The organism is Capsulimonas sp. (assembly GCF_039929585.1).
In the GTDB taxonomy this organism is placed as follows: domain Bacteria; phylum Armatimonadota; class Armatimonadia; order Armatimonadales; family Capsulimonadaceae; genus Capsulimonas.
Window position 1 is genome coordinate 1 of the sequence record NZ_JBDSQY010000067.1, and the last position, 22178, is coordinate 22178.

The 22178-nt window shown below is 58.4% G+C and carries 17 protein-coding genes; 9 read left to right on the plus strand and 8 right to left on the minus strand.

The window, feature by feature from the left end; translation table 11 throughout:
* From ABIZ35_RS04425 to ABIZ35_RS04445, 5 genes are all read right to left on the minus strand, one after another.
* A partial coding sequence (locus ABIZ35_RS04425; protein ID WP_348218658.1) for a tetratricopeptide repeat protein occupies positions 1 to 951 on the minus strand: 951 nt, incomplete at its 3' end.
* Between the two features lie 106 nt (positions 952 to 1057).
* Complete coding sequence (locus ABIZ35_RS04430; RefSeq protein ID WP_348218659.1) at positions 1058 to 1657, minus strand: S-layer homology domain-containing protein; 600 nt, start codon at positions 1655 to 1657, stop codon at positions 1058 to 1060.
* Positions 1658 to 1817: 160 nt separating this feature from the next.
* Complete coding sequence (locus ABIZ35_RS04435; protein ID WP_348218660.1) at positions 1818 to 2126, minus strand: hypothetical protein; 309 nt, start codon at positions 2124 to 2126, stop codon at positions 1818 to 1820.
* A gap of 214 nt (positions 2127 to 2340) precedes the next feature.
* Positions 2341 to 2913 carry an aminoacyl-tRNA hydrolase gene (gene pth, locus ABIZ35_RS04440; RefSeq protein ID WP_348218661.1) on the minus strand — a complete coding sequence of 191 codons (573 nt, stop codon included), beginning with the start codon at positions 2911 to 2913 and terminating at the stop codon, positions 2341 to 2343.
* A 258-nt stretch (positions 2914 to 3171) separates the two neighbouring features.
* Positions 3172 to 4353, minus strand: coding sequence for a VWA domain-containing protein (locus ABIZ35_RS04445; protein ID WP_348218662.1), 1182 nt, complete (start codon positions 4351 to 4353; stop codon positions 3172 to 3174).
* A 127-nt stretch (positions 4354 to 4480) separates the two neighbouring features.
* Between ABIZ35_RS04445 and glmU the strand changes: the two genes are divergently transcribed.
* Positions 4481 to 5866, plus strand: a complete 1386-nt coding sequence (glmU, locus tag ABIZ35_RS04450; RefSeq protein ID WP_348218663.1) for a bifunctional UDP-N-acetylglucosamine diphosphorylase/glucosamine-1-phosphate N-acetyltransferase GlmU — start codon at positions 4481 to 4483, stop codon at positions 5864 to 5866.
* Between the two features lie 194 nt (positions 5867 to 6060).
* Positions 6061 to 7029 carry a ribose-phosphate pyrophosphokinase gene (locus tag ABIZ35_RS04455; RefSeq protein WP_348218664.1) on the plus strand — a complete coding sequence of 323 codons (969 nt, stop codon included), beginning with the start codon at positions 6061 to 6063 and terminating at the stop codon, positions 7027 to 7029.
* 76 nt (positions 7030 to 7105) lie between these two features.
* On the opposite strand, the gene ABIZ35_RS04460 is transcribed toward ABIZ35_RS04455, so the two are convergent.
* From ABIZ35_RS04460 to ABIZ35_RS04470, 3 genes are all read right to left on the minus strand, one after another.
* The gene (locus tag ABIZ35_RS04460) at positions 7106 to 9271 is read right to left on the minus strand and encodes a copper-translocating P-type ATPase (protein ID WP_348218665.1); all 2166 of its coding nucleotides are present in this window, start codon (positions 9269 to 9271) and stop codon (positions 7106 to 7108) included.
* Positions 9272 to 9403: 132 nt separating this feature from the next.
* Positions 9404 to 9958 carry a general stress protein gene (locus ABIZ35_RS04465; RefSeq protein WP_348218666.1) on the minus strand — a complete coding sequence of 185 codons (555 nt, stop codon included), beginning with the start codon at positions 9956 to 9958 and terminating at the stop codon, positions 9404 to 9406.
* Positions 9959 to 9977: 19 nt separating this feature from the next.
* Positions 9978 to 10352, minus strand: a complete 375-nt coding sequence (locus ABIZ35_RS04470; protein ID WP_348218667.1) for a hypothetical protein — start codon at positions 10350 to 10352, stop codon at positions 9978 to 9980.
* A 1082-nt stretch (positions 10353 to 11434) separates the two neighbouring features.
* On the opposite strand from ABIZ35_RS04470, the gene ABIZ35_RS04475 reads away from it, so the two are divergent.
* The 7 genes from ABIZ35_RS04475 (at position 11435) to ABIZ35_RS04505 (ending at position 22177) form a co-directional block, all read left to right on the plus strand.
* Entirely contained in the window at positions 11435 to 12301 is an 867-nt protein-coding gene (locus ABIZ35_RS04475) for a DUF1559 domain-containing protein (RefSeq protein WP_348218668.1), read from the plus strand.
* A gap of 496 nt (positions 12302 to 12797) precedes the next feature.
* A complete protein-coding gene (locus ABIZ35_RS04480; protein ID WP_348218692.1) occupies positions 12798 to 14348 on the plus strand; it encodes a glycoside hydrolase 43 family protein in 1551 nt (516 codons plus the stop codon).
* Between the two features lie 34 nt (positions 14349 to 14382).
* Positions 14383 to 15600 (plus strand): endo-1,4-beta-xylanase, encoded by a 1218-nt coding sequence (locus ABIZ35_RS04485; protein WP_348218693.1) that lies wholly within the window; start codon positions 14383 to 14385, stop codon positions 15598 to 15600.
* A gap of 9 nt (positions 15601 to 15609) precedes the next feature.
* Complete coding sequence (locus ABIZ35_RS04490; protein ID WP_348218669.1) at positions 15610 to 16470, plus strand: sialate O-acetylesterase; 861 nt, start codon at positions 15610 to 15612, stop codon at positions 16468 to 16470.
* A gap of 111 nt (positions 16471 to 16581) precedes the next feature.
* Entirely contained in the window at positions 16582 to 17502 is a 921-nt protein-coding gene (locus ABIZ35_RS04495) for an alpha/beta hydrolase (RefSeq protein ID WP_348218670.1), read from the plus strand.
* Positions 17503 to 17527: 25 nt separating this feature from the next.
* Positions 17528 to 19624, plus strand: a complete 2097-nt coding sequence (locus ABIZ35_RS04500) for an alpha/beta hydrolase-fold protein (protein WP_348218671.1) — start codon at positions 17528 to 17530, stop codon at positions 19622 to 19624.
* A gap of 99 nt (positions 19625 to 19723) precedes the next feature.
* Positions 19724 to 22177, plus strand: a complete 2454-nt coding sequence (locus ABIZ35_RS04505; RefSeq protein ID WP_348218672.1) for an alpha-L-arabinofuranosidase C-terminal domain-containing protein — start codon at positions 19724 to 19726, stop codon at positions 22175 to 22177.
* Position 22178: the final 1 nt, after the last annotated feature.

The following is a 22178-nucleotide window of genomic DNA, read 5'->3' on the forward strand; positions in this document are numbered from 1 at the left end:
TGTCGTGGTCGTTCGGCGCGTCGTCAGTGGTTTTGTCCCTGCGGCGCTGGTCAGCCGCTCGGCGAAGGGATCTGGGGTGCTTTCCAGGCTTTTCGCCGTGAACGGAGGACGCAGCGAGTCGGGTGATGTTGGAACATTGCGCGCGATGCTGAGGGCGTTTGACTGCGACGCGAACGGGGATACGGTTCCCCGGGAAGGATCGGCGAACGAAGAGTTGGGGACGGGGGACGCAGTGGTCGCGACGGTCACCAGCCGCTCCGGAGTTGCCGTGGCGGGGCTCGACGAACGGATCGCGACGATACAGATCACAATCACCGCGAATGCCGCCGCGCCCGAATAGAGCATGGGAACCATCGCCAGTCCGCCGATTTTTCGTTCTTTCAGGTTCCAGCTTGCGATCCGCTCGGAGAAACCCCCGCCGCTGGATGTCGCGCTTGTCGTGGCTGCTCTTTCAGAGATGTCGGCGACACGGCCCATGACATTCCCCAGACCGGTTCCCGCGAGCGCCGGCGGAATCCACCGGAACCCGGCGGGCGGCGGGGTCGCCATGGCGCGGACTCCGCGCCGGAGCATCTCCAGCTTCGCGGCGTCGGCGGCGCTATTGGGGTTCATCTCCAGAACCGCCTCAATATGCGCGATCGCCTTCTCATCGTTGCCCTTCTTCTCATAAAGAGTGCCAAGAAGCGAATGTGCGGTGGCGCCGTTCGGATTGATCGTCAGGGCCGCTTCTGCCGCCAGAACGGCGGCGTCCAGATTCCCGACGTCGTTGTGCCAGAACGCCATGTCGAGCAGCTTCGTGAGGCGCTCCTGGCGAATGGGATCGTCGACGCCCGCGAAGTCCTGAGGACTGGGCGTGAGACTGATCGAGGAGACGGGCGCGATAAACGAGCCGCATTCCTTGCAATATTTACTGTCCGCGCTGTTATCAGCGCCGCACTGGCTGCAAAACACGGTCTTAACCTCTTGGGAAAAAGAGAAAAGTGTCTAACTTTTTACGTCTAAAGGATAGCACGCCGGACGTCTTTTGTCAAGCAATAGACCAGGCAAAACCACCCGTTTACGATGGGGCCAGCTTCTGAAATTCCCCGCTGGGGTAGCCAACGACGATCCCCTTATCCTTCAATTCCCGCACCGCCTGCGCCGCCCAATGACCGGGTGGGACGTCTGGGAATGGCTTTGGTTTTGCGAGCGTCGCCAGCTCATTTTTTGCATCTTCCGGATGCTCGCCGAGCTGACGAATCTCGGGAGAAAACGCGTCGACCAGCCGACTGAGCGCCGTGATTGCTTCGGGATGTGAACTCAGTTTTTGCGCCGTCTCCAGTCGGAATTTGATGAAGAAAGGCTCCGACTTTGGACCCGCGTTTGCCGGATGCCGGTGTTTCAGCAGGAACGGGAAAAATCTCACGATCGATTGACCGACTTGAAGCCGGGTCATGATCGGTCTGCCGCCCGTAAAAGCGCCTGAAGGAGCTACTACGATAAGGCCGACGTTCTCCAGAACTTCTTCACTGGCGTATATGGGATCATTCATCAGCACGATCGGCGAATTATCGCTCGCCGACTGCTGCTCTGCGTGAGTCGCGCCTGCCGGCCATCCAACAAGTGCGGCAAGACAAATGGCGGTAGAGATCGGGCGTAGTAAACGACAAGGGGGCATGGGAATGGTCCTCACGATCAGGCTCCGTTCGCATTGGATGATGAATTAGAGACGGAGCGGGGAAGGAAGCTTCACTCACCGGGCGGCAAGTTTCAAAACGATTGCGGCCCGCCGAATAATTCGGCGGGCCGCATTTCTATGTAATCTAATCGCCGGGCGATTAGCGGTAGCGGGCGCGATACTGGCCGTTGCGGTGATACCGCGAGCGCCAGTTGTTCTCCTGGCTCTGCTTTTTGCGCTCATCCTCGTACTTTTTCGCCGAGTAGGCCGCGCCGGCCGCGCCGAGTACGGTCATGGTCGTGTTGTGCTTGGTCGCGCCGTAGATGCCAAGAGCGCCGGCCGCAATGGCGATATTGCGCCAGTTATTCTTGTTCTTCTGCGAGTCCGCGAACGCTGCGGTCGGGACCAGGGACGTGGCCGCCATGGTCGCCAAAGCGGCAATGGTCGTTACTTTTGTTATGTTACGCATCGTTATAAGCTCCCTTGATGTGTTTTTCAAATTAATCCGCTTTGCAGCGGCTCTTATGTATTTATGGACGGGGCGAGCCTCCGAAATGTTCCCGGTGGACCCCAGACAAAAAAAGCCCCCTCGGTCTGTAGCCGAGGGGGCAAGTGTGTCGAGAAAGATTTGCATGAATTCTATACCCGCTCGGTTACATGGTTAAACATGGGGTGGTGGGCCACTACTGATTGAACTTATTCATCGCGGGCTCGATCCCGTCTTTGATCCAGGTCTCGGCGGCGGCGGCGGCGCGGTCGATGGTTTCTTCGACGTCGCGCTGCTCACCTTTGCCGAACTTGCCCAGGACGAAGTCGATCTGCACGGAGGCGTCGCGCGGGGCGCCGACGCCGAAGCGGAGGCGGGGGAATTCCTGGGAGTGGAGGTGAGCGATCAGGGATTTCAGACCGTTGTGACCGCCCGCCGATCCGCCCGCGCGCAGGCGCAGCTTACCGACGGGGAGGGCGATGTCGTCCGTAATCACTAAGATGTCCGTAAGAGCCAGGGGCCGCTGCCGCAGAAACTGCGCGACGGATTCGCCGCTGAGGTTCATGAACGTTTGCGGCTTCAGTAAGAAGATGCGTGTGTCGGCGATCCGTCCGTCACCGATCAGTCCGCGATAATCGCGCTTCGCCACCGTAATATTGTTCACGCGCGCGAGGTGGTCGATGACGTCGAAGCCGATGTTGTGCCGTGTGCCGTCGTAGTCTTTGCCCGGGTTGCCCAGGCCGATGATCAATTTTGTCGGGATATCCATTTCGAGAGTGATTATACCCGAGGTGTACACCTGGCCTTCGCGTAGTCCCTCCCCGTATATGACCCACCCCCGGCCTTCGGCCGCCCCCTCCCGCGACGGGAGTGGGTATTCAGACTGACACCGTAAACGGCTTTCGTCCGAGAATCCCTTTCCAACCCTTCCCTGCTTCAAGGGAGTGGTGGCGCGAAGCGCCGGGGTGGGTTACGCAAGGGGCGTGGAGGCCCCGCGTGGGTCATATGCGGGGGATGAGGGCTTCTCTCAATACCCCAGCGTCACCGTCTTATAAGTCCCGCCGCTGTCTTCAGCGATATGCCTGAGTAAGTCGGCGGCCTCGAAGTCGCTGACGCCGCCCTTGCCGGGGTTGTATCCCGCCAGTCCCACCGTGAAAATCCGGGCGCCGTTTTTGTTGCGCTTTTGGATATCTCGGCGCAGCTTCCCGGTGTTGGTCTCCTTGACGCTCGGAACGCCGTCGGAGATGAGAAAGACGACGTTGACGTCGGGCATGGCGAGCGCGGCGCGCATGGCGTCCTGGACATTGGTGCCGCGCAGAGGCGTTAAGCCGCCGACGAAGTTTCTGGCGCGGGCGATGTTGGCGGGCGTGGCGTCGAGCAGGCCGTCATGGAACTTTTCGACGCTGTCGGAGAAAGCCAGGACGTCGAAGGATTCGCCGGGGCGCAGACCAGCGATCGCCGTATTCAGCTCTTCCTGGACTTTGTCGATGCGTGAGGTCATGCTGCCGGAGACATCGAGCACATAGACGATATGCCGGGGGCCGCTGCCGCCTCCGCCGCCGGGAACGCCGAAGGGGCCGGTGGGCGGACCGTCGTCCGTTCCCACGTCCCCAGATCCTGAATCCTTGCCCTGTCCTGTTCCCTCACCTTTACCTGCCCCGTCTCCCACGCCATGGGCCTGATCGCCCGAACCGTTTTCCGGAGACGGGGTGGGCGAGGCGGCAACATTGTCATGGCCTTCCGTGCTTCCCGATTGCGGTGTGGTTTGTGGAGATGGGGCGGGCGTCGTCAGAACATGCGGGCGTGGTTTGCCCTGGACTTTGCGAATGACAGGCGCTTTGCGGGCGGGCGCGGCGCCGCCAGAGTGGCCGCCGCGCGTGGGGTGGGGCGGCAGGTGCTCAAAGATTTTGGTGATGTGCTGGACGGCGGGCTTCGGGCGCGGCGTCGGGTGCGTCACTTTTGGCGTCGGCGTTGGCGAGGGGACGGCGTGAGGCGTCGGCGGCGTGGGAAGCGCCGCGATGCGCGTGGGTTTGGGTTTTGGCGGCGCGGGGCGCGGGCGTTCCACGATTTGCACCTCGACCGGCTTGCGCGAAGGCGCGGCGGTGCTGGGCGTGCGTGTGAGCCACCAGGCAAGGACACCGAGAACCAGGACGTGCGCCAGGACCGAGACGCCGATGAAAACAGCGTAGCGTCTCCAAGGATTGTTCAATAATCTTCCCCCATAACATGGAATAAGACGGCGATGGGGGCCGTACGGTTCCCGGTGTCTTTGCTTGACTCGGTCGGAGCCCACGGCTATAATAAGGCGTCATCGCTATTCATAAGGAACTTATATTATGTCCGATTCGCCATCCGCCGCCGCCAATGTCGCCGCGCTGATTCTCGCCGCCGGGAAGAGCACCCGGATGAAGTCGAAGACGCCCAAGGCGCTGCACCCGCTGCTGGGCAAGCCGCTGCTGCGCTTCGCGCTGGAGGCCGCCCAGGCGGCCGGCGCGCAACGGACCGTCATTGTTGTCGGCCACCAAAGCGAGATGGTCATGAACTCGCTGGGCGACGATTTTGAATACGTCCTGCAAGCCGAGCAAAAGGGCACGGGGCACGCCGTTCAGATGGCCGAAAAGGCGCTGGAAGACTGGGACGGCCCGGTGCTTGTGATGCCCGGCGATGCGCCCCTGGTGTCCGCCCGTCTTTTGGAATCGCTTCTGGAGCACCATTCCAAGATGCAGGCCGCCGCGACCCTGCTGACCGCCGTTCTGGAAGACGCCGGCGCCTACGGCCGCATCGTTCGCGATCCCGTTACCCAGCAAGTGACGGCGATTGTCGAGGCGAAAGACGCTACTCAAGAGCAGCTGACCATCGGGGAGATCGGCACGTCCGTCTACGTCTTCGATCCTCGCAAGCTCTTCTCCGCGCTTCGTCAAATCAGTCCCAATAACGCGCAGGGCGAATACTATCTTACCGACGCCATTGCGCTGCTCGCGCGACAGGGCGAAGTCGTGGAAGCCGTCATCTCGCCGGATCCAGATATCGTGCGCGGCGTCAACACCCGTGTCGAACTGATGGAGCTGTCGACGATCCTGCGCGAGCGCATCCACCGCGCCCTGCAATTGTCCGGCGTCACCATCGTCGATCCGCTGACGACGCACATCGACGCCGATGTCAAGATCGGCCAGGATACGACGATCCATCCGTTCACCATTCTGTCCGGCGTGACCGATATTGGCGAAGACTGCGAAATCGGTCCCGGCGCGCGAATCAGTGACTCCAAATTGGGGAATAATGTCTCCGTGCGCGATTCTTACATCGTCGCCAGCGAGATCGGCGACGGCACACGCGTCGGCCCTTACGCCAACTTAAGACCCGGTAACGTGGTCGGCAAGAACGTCAAGATCGGCGATTTCGTTGAGCTGAAGCAGGCGACGCTCGCGGATAACGTCTCCGCCGGGCACTTCGCCTATTTGGGCGACGCCGAAGTCGGCGAGCGCACGAACATCGGCGCTGGAACGATTACCTGTAACTACGACGGCAAGAAAAAGCACCGCACCATTATCGGCGCCGACGCCTTCGTCGGCACGCATTCGACATTGGTGGCGCCCGTGACTATCGGCGACGGCGCCTACACGGCGGCTGGCTCGACGATTACGGAAGACGTCCCCGCCCAAGCTCTTGCTATCGGGCGCGGCCGGCAAGTGAATAAAGAGGGGTGGGCGGCGGAGAAGTAAAGAGGCCCTCACCCCCAGCCCCCTCTCCCAATTCTGGGAGAGGGGGAGCTTGAATAAGAGTGAGATTTTGTTCTGATCTGAAACTCAAAAACTCTGACTCCCCTTCTCCCAGAATTGGGAGAAGGGGCCGGGGGATGAGGGCCGCATAATCGCAAGATACGGGCTTCGGTCCGCGACGGGAAGGATCCATCACGATGACTGTAGGCTCCGAAACGCTGCGTGTTTTCACCGGCAACGCCAATCCGATGCTGGCTCGCCGCATCGCTCAGTATCTTGACATGCCGCTTGGCAAGCTCCTGATCACGCGATTCGCCGATGGGGAGATCCGGGTCAAGATCGAGGAAAGCGCACGCGGGATGGATGTCTTCATCGTCCAGCCGACCTGTGCCCCAACCAACGACAGTCTCATGGAGCTGCTGATTTTGGTGGACGCGTTTCGGCGCGCGTCCGCCAAGCGCATTACGCTCGTGATTCCCTACTACGGTTACTCACGCCAGGACAAAAAGGTCGCCCCACGCGAACCCGTCACTGCCCGTCTTGTGGCGGATCTCATTACCACCGCCGGCGCCAACCGCGTGCTGGCCGTCGATCTGCACGCCGGCCAGATCCAGGGCTTCTTCCAGCTTCCCCTCGATCATCTCTACGCTGGCCCTCTGGTCGCCTCCTACTTCGCCGAAAAAGGTCTGATCGACGGCGATACCGTCGTGGTCTCGCCTGATGTCGGCGGCGTCAGCCGCGCGCGGGGCATGGCGGAGATGCTCCATGCCCAGATTGCGATCATCATCAAACGCCGTCCCGAACCGAATAAAGTCGAAGTGATGGAGATCATCGGCGATGTCACCGGTAAGACCTGTATCATGGTTGATGACATGATCGACACCGGCGGCAGCCTCGTCACCGGCGCCAACGCCCTGCTCGCCCGCGGCGCCCGCCGCGTCTTCGCCTGCTGCACCCATCCCGTTCTCTCTGGCGCCGCCCCCGACAATATTCAGAACTCCGGCGTCGAAGAACTCGTGGTCACCGACACCATCCCCGTCAGCGACGAAAAACGCGAGCGCTGCCCCAAAATCACCGTCCTCAGCGTCGCTCCCCTGCTCGCCAGCGCCATCTGCCGTATCCATAAAGACGACAGCGTCAGCGAGCTATTCCAATCCTTTTGGTAGTTGTTATAACTATCAATTACTTTTAATATTAGCATTATTTTCAGTGTCGGGTCTCTAAGACTGCAAGGTGGGTGATTTATGCAAGCAACATCTTCTCGGATCTGCGAAGCATCACAGCGTTTACGGCGACAATGATCGAAGATGCGGACATCAGCAGAGCTGAGACCTCGGGACGAAGCGACCAGCCCCAGCCCCAGGCGTGGTAAAAGACGCCTGCCGCCACAGGAATCGCGGAGAGGTTGTAGATGCTGGCCCACACCAGGTTCTGCTTCATTTTTCGGACGGTCGCCTTTGAGATGACGATGGCGTTCAGAATATCGAGCGGGTCAGACTTCATGAGCACGATCTTGGCCGCTTCAATGGCTACGTCCGTGCCCGCGCCGATGGCGATGCCGATATCCGCCTGGGCGAGAGCGGGGGCGTCATTGACGCCGTCCCCCACCATTGCAACAAACTTCCCTTCCCTTTGAAGTTCCTTGATGTAACCCGCTTTGTTTTCAGGGAGCACTTCGGCAAAGACGCGCTCGATTCCCACTTCCTTCCCCACGGCTTCGGCCACGACTTTATTGTCGCCGCTGATCAGCGCGGTCTGGATACCCAGCTTCTTCAGTTCCGCCACGGCTCGTTTTGCTGATAGCTTGATCGGATCGCTCACCCCCACTACCGCCACCGCTTGGTTATCCACGGCAAGCAGAATGACCGTTTGACCAGCCGCCATGAACTTGTCTAGGCTTGGCTGGATCGGTGCGAGATCAATATTTGATTCCATGAGCAGGCGGCGGTTGCCCACAAGTACATATTGCCCCTCCACTACGGCTTTCATCCCGTGTCCCGCGACGTTTTCGGAACCCGTCACCTGTTCATTCCATGGGAGCCCGCGCCTTTTGGCTTCATCGAGAATCGCAGCGGCAAGAGGATGGCTGGAACTGCGTTCGACCGCCGCGAGAAGGCGCAGTGCTTCTTCCTCCGTTGTTCCCTCCGCCACCGCGACATTCATGACACGCGGCTTCCCTTCGGTCAATGTTCCTGTTTTATCCAGCGCGACTGCCGTGATACGCGATGCGCCTTCCAGCGTCGCCGCGTCCTTGATCAGGATATTGTGCTTTGCCGCAAGTCCCGTTCCGACTGCCACCGCCGTTGGCGTGGCAAGTCCCAAAGCGTCAGGACACGCGATCACGACCGCCGAGATGGAGAACGTCAGTGCGGTCAAGAACGATGCGCCTGCTCCCCATCTCCAGGCAACGAAAGTGATGACGCCCGCGCCGACCGCCAGCACCACCAGATAGGCCGCCGCCTTGTCCGCCAGACGCTGGCCAGGCGCTTTGGAATTTTGCGCCATCTCCACGAGCTTGGCAATGCGCGCCAGTGTTGTTTCCTCGCCGACGCCCGTGGCTGTAAACCTGACCGATCCCACGCCGTTGATCGATCCCGCCACCACCTTGTCGCCAGGTTTCTTTTCCACGGGCAGACTTTCGCCCGTGACCAGCGCCTCATCGACGGACGTTTCGCCGTCCGTGATCTCACCGTCCACGGGAACACGGTCCCCTGGACGCAAAGTAAGCACGTCCCCTTGCACGACTTCCGATGTCGCAACTTCGGTTTCTTCTCCGTCACGGATCACGCGCGCTTTGGGCGGAACCAGTTTGAAGAGCGCCTGCAATGCGTCGGACGTACCTTTACGGGATTTCATCTCCATCCAGTGGCCGAACAGCACAAACGTCACCAGCATTGCCGCCGCTTCGTAGAAAAGGTCGGAAGAACCGATAATCGTCAGATACACGGACGCAAGGTAAGCCGCCAGTACGCCGACTGCGATCAGCACGGACATATCCAGCTTGCGGGACCGCAGCGCATAAAACGCGCCTGAGATAAACATCGAGCCGCACCAGAACACCACAGGCGTCGTCAGCAGCAGAAGCGCCCACGACCTGGTTGCCGCCGAGAGGCTGATCGATATTCCAAACATCTTGCCCATGGGAGAAAGTAAGATAATGGCTGTCGAGAGCACCAGTGCGATCCAGAATTTACGGCGGATGTCCACCTCCATGCCTGCGGCCATTGCGGGATCGCTCATGTCATGGGCCATACCGCTATGCGCGATGGCTTCCATATCGTGACCGTGAGAGGGCGCCATGTCGGACATGCCTTTGCGATCCCTCTGTGGCGTCGAGTGGGAGTGACGTTCGTGGGGATCGTGTTGTGTCGCGCTTTCTTGGACCGCTTTGGGTGTTTTCATTGACATGTCAGGTTCGTCTCCCATCGTTCTGGATATTGGCGGTGCTCATCTCGTAACGACAAAGCTGCAAGTCGAACATTCGTTCAACTCGCAGCTTATTGCCCAATTTCGGTTAGTTCACATGCGCCCCATGGGAAACTACATTTTGACGCCAGTCGTAGAGCCATGTGTTTCCAAATGCGTATGAAGCCCTCCATGAAGGACTTCATGCGCACGCGATACCTCGTTCGCGTTTCCGTGAACGACGACCAGAAACTCGCCTGCCTGCAGTCGTTCTTGATACTTGAGCGCTTGATCTTTTGGAATACCAAGCGCGATAAGGCCATTGATCAGCGCCCCCACGCCCGCGCCGCCGATGGCTCCCGCGATCATCCCAGACAGCGGCCCCATCACCATAAATGCGCCAAGCGCGGGCACGATGAAGAATCCCATGGCCCCCAGCATCAGCCCGAAGATGCCGCCGAACCAAGCGCCGTCGCCTGCTCCCGCAATGGCCGCGTCCGCTGGCCGATAGAATCCTTGAACATCCTCGTGAGACTCAAAGTTGCGTCCGATGATCGAAATTGTTTCCACGGGCAGGCCATCGGCGGCAAGGCGGCGCACCGCCTCCTCCGCGTCGATGTGGCTGCGATAGATCGCCACCACGGATTGGCTGGAGGCGACAGAGTTCGTTTCAGGCAGAGTGCTGGTCATGATGAACTACTCCTCAGCGCTACTTTTTTGTCTTGGTTGGGCTGGACATCATGGTCATGTCGCAATGATAGTTTTGTCCCATCATGGACATCGTCCCGCTCATCTTCATAGGCTTGTGCATCTTCATGCTGTGCATGCCCGTCATGCTGTGGCCCCCCATCCCCTTGGACTTGCCCATAGGCGTCATATCGCACTTCATCATACAGGGCTGGCCGTTCATCATGACATGACCGCTCATATTCATCGGTCCCATCATGCCCTCCGACTTCATCTCGCCCATTGCACTTTTCCCTGGCGCGGGTTTCGTCTGACCGCCCTGGGCGTGGACAACAGCGGCGAGAGCGAGACTTGCTCCTAATAAGCCGACGATAGTCTTGGATTTGGTTGTAGACATTTCTGAACTCCTAATAGTGCGCGCGAACAGAATGTTGTTCGTATTTGATTATAGAAGTTCTCTCGAAAGCGTACATCCCCTAAGTGGCGGATTGTGTTAGCGACAATAGAACTTGTTGAGGGACTCGCTCCATCGAACGATGATATCGGTCAATATCACATTCTCTCAGCCTCGGCGAACTTTCTTCAAACGAAGCGAATTTGAGTAACCTGTGCAGCAACGTTGTAAAACTTCAGATAGGACGAAAGACCTTGGCGGGCCTCGCGCGGCGTTTAGCAATTGGGCCGTCAAAAATTGGCTCGTGAACCGCTCTCTTAAAATGGCTGCCCTGACCTGAGTGGTTGATCTCAGGCACAGCGCTTTTTAATGACGTTGCCGCGCAGTAAATACGGATAAATCTTGTGGTCTGGACTACAGGGTTTGGACAGATTCGGCAGGGAGGACAGATTCGCGGAACAGTAACACACGGATCAAGCGGATTGATATTTTGTCTTGACAGTGAAGAAAGTCCGTGTTATAATCAAGATATATCGTTACCAAAGTGCTGGAGAAGCTCAAAACGATCCGACGAATGGATATTCTAGTCCTTCGTTCGATCAATTCAGCTATATGGACGACCGGCTGATCATACCGACGTCCCATACTAACAGGCAGACCTATTTGACAAACAGACGCACTATTTGGGCAGAAAGGAGCCAATGACAGGGATTGTTTCAATTGCGCCAAAAGCTATAATGCCAAAATTCGATACTCTTCAGGCGGACCATCCTCCCATCCATTTCCGGGAAATGGCGGTGGCGGCCTGGCGGGGCAATTCTTGCTGGAGAGGCCCAGACCATCGCCTAAGAAACGCCAATAGCAATTTGGCGGCAATGGATACATTTTATGTTGACAGAGAATAAAGGCAGTGATATAATCATTGATATATCGTCATCAGGGATAAAACTACCATTGTATGCCTGACTTTTTTGCTCTAATAGCAGAACTATTCACTGATCTTGACCGTTATTTCAGAATTCCCGTAAACAGGGAGTTCTTCTTGCCTGCCAATATTTTGACAGAAACGCACGAAGGAGAAACCGATGAAGAAGTCTATCGTTTGCGTCCGCAACGGCTTTACCTTGATCGAGCTGCTAGTTGTTATTGCTATCATTGCAATACTTTCAGCCATTCTGTTCCCTGTCTTCGCTAAGGCGCGGGAAAAGGCGCGTCAAATCGCATGTCTCTCCAACCAAAAGCAGCTTGCTCTAGGCTATATGCAATATTTGCAGGACTACGACGAAACATACATCTTCTGCCAGCGCTGGGGAGGCGCCGGGACCGGCTGGGCAGGACGTATCTATCCTTATGTCAAGAGCGCGGACGTTTATACCTGTCCAGACGACAGCAAACAGCGCAACCCTTGGTTGACCGCGAAGGTTTCCTACGCCGAAAACTCCATCATCTCATCGGACACGCCCTGGTGGACATGGACGAGCACCCCCGACGGCGGATATACAAATACAAGTACGGCTACCTTGGCGACACTGACTTCTCCGGCGAGCACCGTTCTTATCTATGAAGCTGTCGGCGGCTTGGGCGGAAACGCCAGCTATGCGGAACCGACTTCGAGCCTGGATCCGTCGAATTTCACCTCGATCAACGCCGCTCATGTCAACGACCCGAATGAGACGGACAGCCTTGCCGGCGTCGGGGCAAACTCGACCTGGCAGATCCCAGTCGCGGCGGATCGACACGGCGGCTACGCCGTGTCCGGCTCCTCACTCGTTGGAGGTGCGAACTTCGTTCTGGCCGACGGGCATGCAAAATTCCTCCGAGTTTGTCCGGAGAACGCCGGGCAGGGAGGGGTCGTGTCGGTTGGCGATCCTCAAGGCGCATCGGGAGCCACCTGCGTGTCCGCCGAAAAACTCGGCGGAACAGGATACGTTGCGACATTCTGTCGACAGTAGTACAGAGACTGATAAGTTCCGCTTGGATATCTGCTTGCTGCAGATATCCAAGCGGCGAAAATATGATGTCCAACGGTTTGTGTATCAGAACCGATCACTGCGTTACAGGCGGCCCATGAGAATCCATAAAATACTCTTTCCCATTGTTTTTGCATGCTGCCTTGCGTTCGTCTCGGGATGCAATCGATCTGCGCCGCCAGTATCCGCAAGCGAACGTCAAAAGATCACGGAACAGCAGCGGCAGGCAGCGATCGATAAACAGGTAAGCCAGGTCAATTCAAGCAATCTCGCGCCTGAAGAAAAACAGCGTATCATCAATCAAGTACGGGCGTCTGGCGGACAATAACATGTGAAAGACACAGGCTCAAGGGTCGTTATCAACGGGGAGGATACTCATGCTCAATAGATCACGACGACAAGGGATTTTTGCGTGAAGAAGTCTTTTTTTCGTCAGGCGACGCCCTCCCTCGCAGGCGTATTCCTGGCCGCGCTTTCCATCACAAGTCCTTTCCGCAGCCAGCCGGTCCAGGCCGATCAGGCGCGGAACCCCATTATCTGGGCGGACGCGCCGGACCCGGCGGTTATACGCGTGGGCAACGTGTACTATATGAGCAGCACCACGATGCACCTGAGTCCTGGACTTCCCATCATGAAGTCCAGCGATCTGGTGAATTGGCGCATCGTCAGCTACGCGTATGACACGCTCGCCGACAATGACGCCCTGACGCTTCAAAACGGAAAAAACGCCTACGGCGCAGGGTCCTGGGCCAGCAGCCTCCGCTACCATGACGGCGTGTTCTACGTCTCGACGTTTTCCTCCACAACGGGAAAAACCTACATCTATAAGACGAAGAACATCGAGAAAGGGCCGTGGACGGCGTCCTCGTTCAGTCCCGCGCTGCATGATCACTCGCTGTTCTTCGATGACGACGGGCGCGTGTATATGATCCACGGCGCTGGGAATATTCGGCTGACCGAACTGACCGCGGACGCCTCGGCGATCAAGCCAGGGGGAATAGATCAGGTGATTGTTCCGAACGCCACGCTCGCAGCCGGTCCCAACGCCGGCCTGCCGGCGGAAGGGTCACAGATGCGCAAGATCCATGGGAAATATTACCTGTCCAATATCGCCTGGCCGCGGGGCGGAATGCGCACGCAGCTCATCTTCCGCGCGGACAAGGTCACGGGTCCATATGAAGGCAGGATCGCTCTGAAAGACGAAGGCGTGGCGCAAGGCGGTCTCATCGACACGACGCAAGGAAATTGGTACGCGCTTCTCTTTCAGGATCACGGCGCGGTGGGCCGCACCCCTTACCTTGTGCCGGTGACATGGGAGGATGACTGGCCCGTGATGGGCGTCGGCGGCAAGGCGGCAAAAGCATTGAACCTCCCTCACAATACGATGGGAGCCGGCGGAGCGCAGGGACTCGTGGCTTCCGATGAGTTCAACCGAAAGCCTGCTCAGCCTGTCCTTCCGCTCGCCTGGCAATGGAACCACAACCCGGATAACCGCTGTTGGTCCCTCTCCCAGCGGCCTGGCTTTCTGCGGCTCACTACCGGCAGCATCGCCCCAGACTTCCTTTCGGCGCGCAATTCTCTCACCCAGCGAACCTTTGGCCCCGAATCCTCAGGCGCGGTCTCGATTGACGTGAGCGGCATGAAAGACGGAGACTTCGCGGGCCTGGCGGCATTGCAGAAGATATACGGCTTCGTTGGTGTTAAAATGGTAGGGGACGCCAAATCAATCGTCATGGTCAGCGCCGAGTCCGACTCTCCGGAGGAGAAGCAAAGCGTGCCGCTGACCCAGAAAACCGTCTGGCTGAAGATGGAGTGTGATTACAACAACCGTACGGATAAGACGTATTTCTCTTACAGTCTTGATGCAAAAAAATGGACGCCGATCGGAAAGCCCTTGCAGATGGTTTACACTCTCCCGCATTTCATGGGCTACCGCTTTGCGCTGTTCAACTACGCGACCAACACCACGGGCGGCTTCGTGGATTTCGACTACTTCCATGTGAGCGACAAGATTGCCGCCGTAAACTGAGACCGTAGCTCCGCATTGATAGAAAGGTCTTGTGATGATCGCTCCCCTGAAGATTTCTCGCGCAGGCTTAGGCGTTCCCATCGGCATACTGACGGCGCTTCTTCTGACCACGGGCGCATCGGCGCGGCCCGACAAATCCCCCACGCTCAAGGGGGCCTACAAAGGCCAATTTTATGTCGGCGTCGCCATTAATCGCGCCATCGCGACCGGTGAAACGATGGGATTCGGCAATCGGACGATGGAGCTGATGAAGCAGGATATCGCTCTGACTAAGGAACAATTCAATCAGATCTCTCCGGAAAACGACTTGAAATGGTCCCTCATCCATCCGCGAGAAGGCGCCGACGGCTATGATTTCCGCGCGGCCGACGCCTACGTGAACTTTGGCCTGAAAAATCACATGGTTATCGTCGGCCATACGCTTGTCTGGCATGGACAAACACCCAACTGGGTGTTCGCTGGAACGGCGCCGGAGGCCGATACTCCTGTCCAAACACCCGCTGCTCCGGCCAGAGGTTTCGGTTTCCGTGGGCCGCGCACAACACGCGCGGAGCTGCTCCAGAGGATGCGTGATCACATCCATACAGTTGTCGGCCGATACAAAGGCAAAATCAAGGTTTGGGATGTCGTGAACGAAGCCATCTCCGACGGCGGACCGAATGTCCTGCGGGACTCGCTCTGGGTGCAGATTATCGGGCCGGACTTCATCGACAAAGCCTTTGAATACGCTCACGAAGCCGATCCCGACGCGATACTTCGCTACAACGACTACGGGTTGGAAAACCCGGAAAAACGCCAGAAGCTCATCACGTTGATCAAGGGTTTACAGGCTCGGAAAGTCCCGGTGATGGCGATCGGCACGCAAACGCACGTCAGTGTTTCCTCCCCCAGCGTCGAAGAAGAAGACCGGACGCTGACGGATTTAGAAACGCTGGGTTTACCCATTCACATTACGGAACTCGACGTTAACAGTGCGGAGGGCGGCCAGCGCAGCAACGGGGCGGACGTCGCCAATAACGCCGCGACCACTCAGGGCGGCCTTGTCAATGACGCGGATCAGCGCCTCGCACATCAGTACGCCAATCTCTTCCAAGTATTCCTCAAGCACAAGAAGGCGGTGAAAGTTGTCACCCTGTGGGGGATCAACGATGGTGTTTCCTGGCGCTCCGAAGGCAAACCGCTGTTGTTTGACGGCAACGATCAGCCAAAACCCGCCTTTGACGCGGTCATCCAAGCCGCCAAGAGCAAGTAGCCAAAGGTTATGACCATGAAAACAGTGTTCTTTGTATTAGCCGCATTGCTCTTTTTGAACGTAAGCGCCTCTGCCCAGGATAAGAATTTCTATATTTTCCTGTCCTTTGGGCAGTCGAATATGGAGGGGTATCCAGGCATTGAAGAGCAAGATATGGGCCCCGTGAACGAGCGCTTCCAAGTCTTAACTGCGGTGGATTTCCCCGATCAGCACCGAGAAAAGGGACATTGGTATACGGCCATTCCCCCATTGTCGCGGCCTGGGACGGGCATTGGCCCCTCGGACTACTTCGGCCGGACGATGGCGGCTCACCTTCCAGACAGAATTAAGATCGGCGTGATCAACGTTTCTGTCGCCGGAAGTAAAATTGAACTGTTCGATAAAGACCACTACTCGTCTTATGTGGAGACGGCTCCATCATGGATGAAGAATATCATCGCGTCTTATGGAGGCAATCCCTATCAGCGTCTTGTGGAGATGGCGAAATTGGCTCAAAAGGACGGCGTCATCAAAGGGATGCTCCTGCATCAGGGCGAATCGAACACGAATGACAAAGAATGGCCGAACAAGGTGAAAGTCGTGTATGACAACCTGATCGAAGACTTAAATCTCAAACCTGAAGAGACGCCTCTGCTGGCCGGCGAACTCGTCGGCGCGGACCAAAACGGCGCTTGCGCGAGCATGAACGCCATCATTGACGATTTGCCGAAGACGATCCCCAATTCGTACTCGATTTCATCGGCGGGCTGCGCCGGCCGCCCCGACCATTTACACTTCACTCCGGCCGGCTACCGAGAGCTGGGAGAGCGATATGGAACAAAAATGCTTTCCGTGCTGAAGTTAAATACAGAGGCGTACGGAAAGGAATGATGCGATTGCTTTCGCTCTTGAGCTAGGTAACGATATATCTTTCCGGTATAATGTCTTTTATTCCAAACTACTTGAGCGCTGCGAAGTGGCCGGCGCGGAAGGATATCCGCTATGAAACAAACCGTTCTGTCCGCGATTGGCTTCTTTTGTCTGCTAACGGCGTCCGCGCCCCACTTGAGCGCGCAGCCGCAGGTCGGTGAATCTCTGACACAACCTACGATGAAAGAAACGACGGAATACCGGGATTTATCCTATGTGTCCAACGGTCATCCGAGACAAAAGCTGGATCTCTATCTCCCCCTCCACGCCAAGCATCCCCCTCTGATCGTGATGATTCACGGCGGGGCGTTCCTGTTCGGCGACAAGGGCGATGAAAACGTTGGGAAGTTCATCCATGCGGGATACGGCGTCGCATCAATCAACTATCGTCTGAGCAGCGACGCGATTTTACCCGCGCAAATTGAAGACTGTAAGGCTGCCGTACGCTGGCTGCGCGCAAACGCGGATCATTACGGTTACGATCCTCAGAGGTTCGGCGCCTACGGCGAATCGGCCGGCGGCAACATGGCCGCGATGCTGGGCGTTACCGGCGACATCAAAACCTACGACGTTGGCGAGAACCGATCGGTTTCAAGCCGCGTCCAGGCAGTGGTCGACTACTTCGGACCTACGGACTACCTCCAGATGGATGCTCACGGCCTGCCGGGAGGCTGGAACAACGACGCCCCCGACTCCCCGGCGTCCCGTCTGATCGGCGGGCCGATCCAGGAGAACAAAGACAAAACGAAGAAGGCGAACCCGATTACATATATCTCGCCGAAAGCTTCCCCATTCTTTATCGCGCATGGCGACGCCGATAACATCGTTCCTCATCATCAAAGTGAACTGCTGCTGGCGGCCCTGCAAAAGGCGGGGGGCAGCGCCACACTTTACACGGTGCGCGGCGCGGGCCACGGGTTCCAGGACGCTGAAGCCGACAAGCTCGCGATCGCGTTCTTCGGCAAATATTTGCATCCCGACAGCAGTCTTTAACGATGCGAGGAATATTCCCGCAGCCATGGAAATCATGACAAAAAATCTGACCAGCAAAGGCGCCATCAAGATGAAGGGTTTTGCACAGATGGGTATCGCACTCTCTCTCCTTTCAGCAAGCGGAGTTTACGCCGCGGCCGGCGATCTCTCGACATCCGCGCCCAGCGTGACCAACGTGCGCGAGGCAGAGTACCCCCGCGTCCATCCCGATTTGCGCGTCACGTTCCGCATTAAGGCTCCCGACGCCGCGAAGGTCGAATTCGACCTCGGCAAGCCCTATGCCGCGACCCGCTCCGAGGACGGCTTCTGGACGGCGACCACCGAGCCTCAGGTCCCCGGATTCCACTATTACAGCCTCATGATCGACGGCGTGGCCGTGTGCGATCCGGCCAGTGAAACGTTCTTCGGGGTCGGCAGGCAGTTCAGCGGCGTCGAAATCCCGGAAAAGGGCGTCGATTTCTATCTCCCGAAGGACATTGCCCATGGGGAAGTGAGAGAGCGCCAATACTATTCCAAGACGACACAGGAATGGCGCCGCGTCTTCATTTACACGCCGCCGCAATATGACGCCGATCGAGAAACACACTACCCCGTGCTCTATCTTCAGCATGGCGGAGGCGAGGATGAGCGGGGATGGCCGAACCAGGGACGCGTGAGCGTTATTATGGACAACCTCATCGCCGAGGGAAAGACGAAGCCCATGCTCGTGGTCATGGAGAAGGGCTATGCGCGGAAGCCGGGCGACCCCGCCGTTCCGCTCAAGCCCCCTGCCGAGCTCGCGCCCGGCGCCAAACCTGCGGCGCCCATCCCCCCGGACTTCAGCCGCATGTTCAGCGCCTTTGAGGACGTAATGGTCGATGACCTGATCCCGATGATCGATACGAACTACCGGACCCTTCCGGGACGCGATCATCGGGCGATCGCAGGCCTCTCGATGGGCGGCATGCAGGCGTTCCAGATCGGCCTGGATCATGCCGATACGTTCGGCTATATCGGCGGCTTCAGCGGGGGAGGCGGCGGATTCGGCGGCGCGCCATTCGACGCCAAAACCTATCACCGCGGGGTGATGGCGGACGCCGCTGCGTTTAATAACAGGATGCATCTGGTCTGGCTCGGGATCGGGACTGCGGAACCAACGCGGATGTACGACAGCGTCAAGAACTACCATCAGGCTCTGGAAAAGGCCGGCATCCGAAATGTCTATTACGAATCCCCGGGAACGTCACACGAGTGGCTGACCTGGCGTCGCTGCCTGCACGAGTTCGCCCCCCTTTTGTTTCAGAACAATCCGGAAGGGGCTGGCGCAGCCGCTCCAAACCGCGCGCAGAGGTCGCCCATCACCCTCGCCCCGGATGATAAGCCGGCCTTCCCGCCGGCGCCGGCCGGTTTCGATGTCAAACGGGACGATATCCCTCACGGCAAAACCGAAATGGTCGAGTACCAATCGAGTACTGTCGGCGTCAAACGTCACATGCTCGTCTACACGCCCCCGGGTTATTCCAAGGATAAGAAGTACCCCGTGCTGTATCTGCTGCATGGGATCGGTGGCGACGAGATGGAGTGGAAGCGCAACGGCGCTCCGGACACGATTCTGGACAATCTGTACGCCGACGGTAAGGCGCAGCCGATGGTCGTCGTCTTCCCTAACGGCCGCGCGCAGCCCAACGACCGCGCCGAGGGCGATGTCATGAAGTCCGCGCCGGCGTTCGCGGCCTTCGAATCCGATCTGCTGAAAGACGTCATCCCCTACATGGAGTCGCACTACTCCGTGCGGAATGATCGCGAGCACCGCGCCCTGGCGGGTCTTTCGATGGGAGGCGGCCAATCCCTGAACTTCGGTCTTGCCCATATCGATACGTTTGCCTGGATCGGCGGCTTCTCATCGGCCCCCAACACGCAATCGCCAGAGGCCCTGCTGCCCGACCCCAAGGCCGCCGGCAAGCTAAAATTGCTCTGGATCTCATGCGGCGATCAGGATGGATTGATCAACATCAGCCAGGGCGTGCACCGGTACTTGAAGGCCCACAATACGCCTCACATCTGGCATGTCGATTCTGGTCATCATGACTTCACCGTATGGAAAAATGACCTTTATTTATTCTCTCAGCGGATTTTCCGATGATGCGTTGATCGATCAAGGCAATCAGTAACAGCATTCAACTATCGTCACCCAGGAAACCAGACTTGCCTGCGGGAAGCTGGAAACGGAGACCGATCGTTCATGATACTTTCCCACCATCGCACAGGCATTTGGGCGTTCGCGCTTCTTTTCAACGCTTGGACTCTGTCGGCCGCTGCGGATACCGGCAGCCTGACAATCAAAGTCAACCAGCCGGGAGCGAAGATCAGTCCCCATTTCTACGGTCTGATGACCGAAGAGATCAACCATTCCTATGACGGCGGGCTTTATGGAGAGCTGCTTCAGAACCGCGCGTTTCAGGATAACGCCGCCGCGCCCGCCCACTGGTCAGCGGTGACATCCGGCGAAAGCGCGGCCACGATCTCCCTGGACCGCACGGCGCCGGTTAACCCGTCGCTCGGCGCCAGCCTGCGCCTGGATATCGCGTCGGCGTCCGACAAAAATCCGGCCGGCGTGGCGAACGAAGGCTACTGGGGCGTTCCGGTCAATCCGAAGACTTCCTACAAAGTTTCTTTCTACGCACGCTCGTCGCCAGGCTTCTCCGGGCCGCTCACGGTCGGGATCGAGAGCGCGGATGGGAAAACGACCTATGCGCGCGCCAAGATCACCGGAGTATCATCGCAATGGAAGCAATACACGGCGACGCTGAAGACCGGTCCGGAAGCGCCGGCGACCACGGCGGGGCGGTTCGTCATCGTCGCAAATCGACCGGGAACCATCTGGTTCAGTCTCGTTTCCCTCTTTCCGCCGACTTATAAAAGCCGGACGAACGGCAACCGCATTGATCTGATGGAAAAGCTGGCGGCGATGAACCCAGGCTTCCTGCGCATGCCTGGCGGAAACTACCTGGAAGGCGGAACGATCGCCGAGCGGTTCGATTGGAAGAAGACGATCGGTCCGGTGGAGGGGCGCGCGGGACACCAGGGGCCATGGGGATATCGCTCCACGGACGGCATGGGGCTGCTGGAATTTCTGAACTGGTGTGAAGATCTGAACATGCAGCCGGTCCTGGCGGTCTACGGCGGCTATTCGCTCGGCGGTGAGTATGTGAAGCCTGGTCCTGATCTGGAGCCGTTTGTCCAGGACGCGCTCGACGAAATCGAGTACGTTACTGGAGATAAGAGCACGAAGTGGGGAGCCGAACGCGTGCGCAATGGCCACCCGGCTCCATTCGCGCTGACCTATGTCGAGATCGGCAACGAGGATGGTTTCGACAGATCCCGCAGTTATGACGGGCGCTTCACGCAATTTTACGACGCGATCAAGGCGAAATATCCGAAGATCAAACTGATGGCGACCGACAACGTCAAAACCCGCACGCCGGACTTAATCGACCATCATTACTACCGATCGGCAACGGAAATGGCGCGGGATGCGGCGCATTACGACAGCTACAGCCGCACCGCCCCCAAAGTCTTCGTGGGCGAATGGGCGTCGATCGAGGGCAGTCCCACCCCGACTTTCCACGCCGCGCTCGGCGACGCCGCCTGGCTGACGGGGCTAGAGCGCAACGCCGATGTTGTCGAGATGGAATGCTACGCGCCGCTCCTGGTGAACGTCAACCCCAACGGCCGCCAATGGAGCACGAATCTGATCGGGTATGACGCCCTGACCAGCTTCGGCTCACCATCATATTACGTCCAGGCGATGTTCGGCGCTAACCGGGGAGACGTCGTCCTTCCGGTCGAGGTCCAGGTTGCGGAGACACATGAGGAACTGCCGCCGCCCAGCGGCAAGATCGGGGTCGGCTCCTGGCGCACGCAAGCCGAGTTCAAAGACGTCCAGGTGACGCAAGGCGGCCGAACGCTCTACCAGAAGGACTTTGCTGGCGGCGCCGCCGACTGGCGAGCCGGCCGGGGCGAGTGGAAAACGAGCGGCGGCGTCCTCCGGCAGTCAAGCGGCGATGACAACTGTCAGATGGTGGCGGGCGACGCTTCCTGGACGGATTACACATACCGATTAAAGGCGCGCAAGATCAGCGGAGACGAAGGTTTCGCGATCATGTTCCACTGCAAGGACGCCGATTCTTACCTCTGGTGGAATGTCGGCGGCTGGGGAAACACGCGGACCGCGCTGCAGGAATCGAACGCGGGAGCGATGTATGAGATCGGCAAATCGTCGCCGGTAACCGTGGAGACAGGGCGCTGGTACGATGTTCGGATCGAGCTCCAAGGAAGCCATATCCGATGCTACCTGGATGACAAGCTCGTCCAGGAGATGGACGACACCCCTCCGCCCATCCCGCCGTTATACGCCGCCGCCAGCCGCGATCTCAAATCGGGCGACATCATCGTCAAAGCCGTCAACATCACCGGCGCTCCACAGCGGCTGACCGTCACTCTCCAGGGCGTCTCACAGATCCGCCCCAGCGCGGAATCCTGGGTGCTGACGGGACAGAAAGAGGATGTGAATTCGATCGCATCACCAACGAAGGCGGCGCCTGTCCGCAAGACAATCGAGGGAATCGGCTCCACATTCACCCATGAATTCCCGGCGAGTTCGGTGACGGTGCTGCGGATCAAAGCAAAGGATTAGT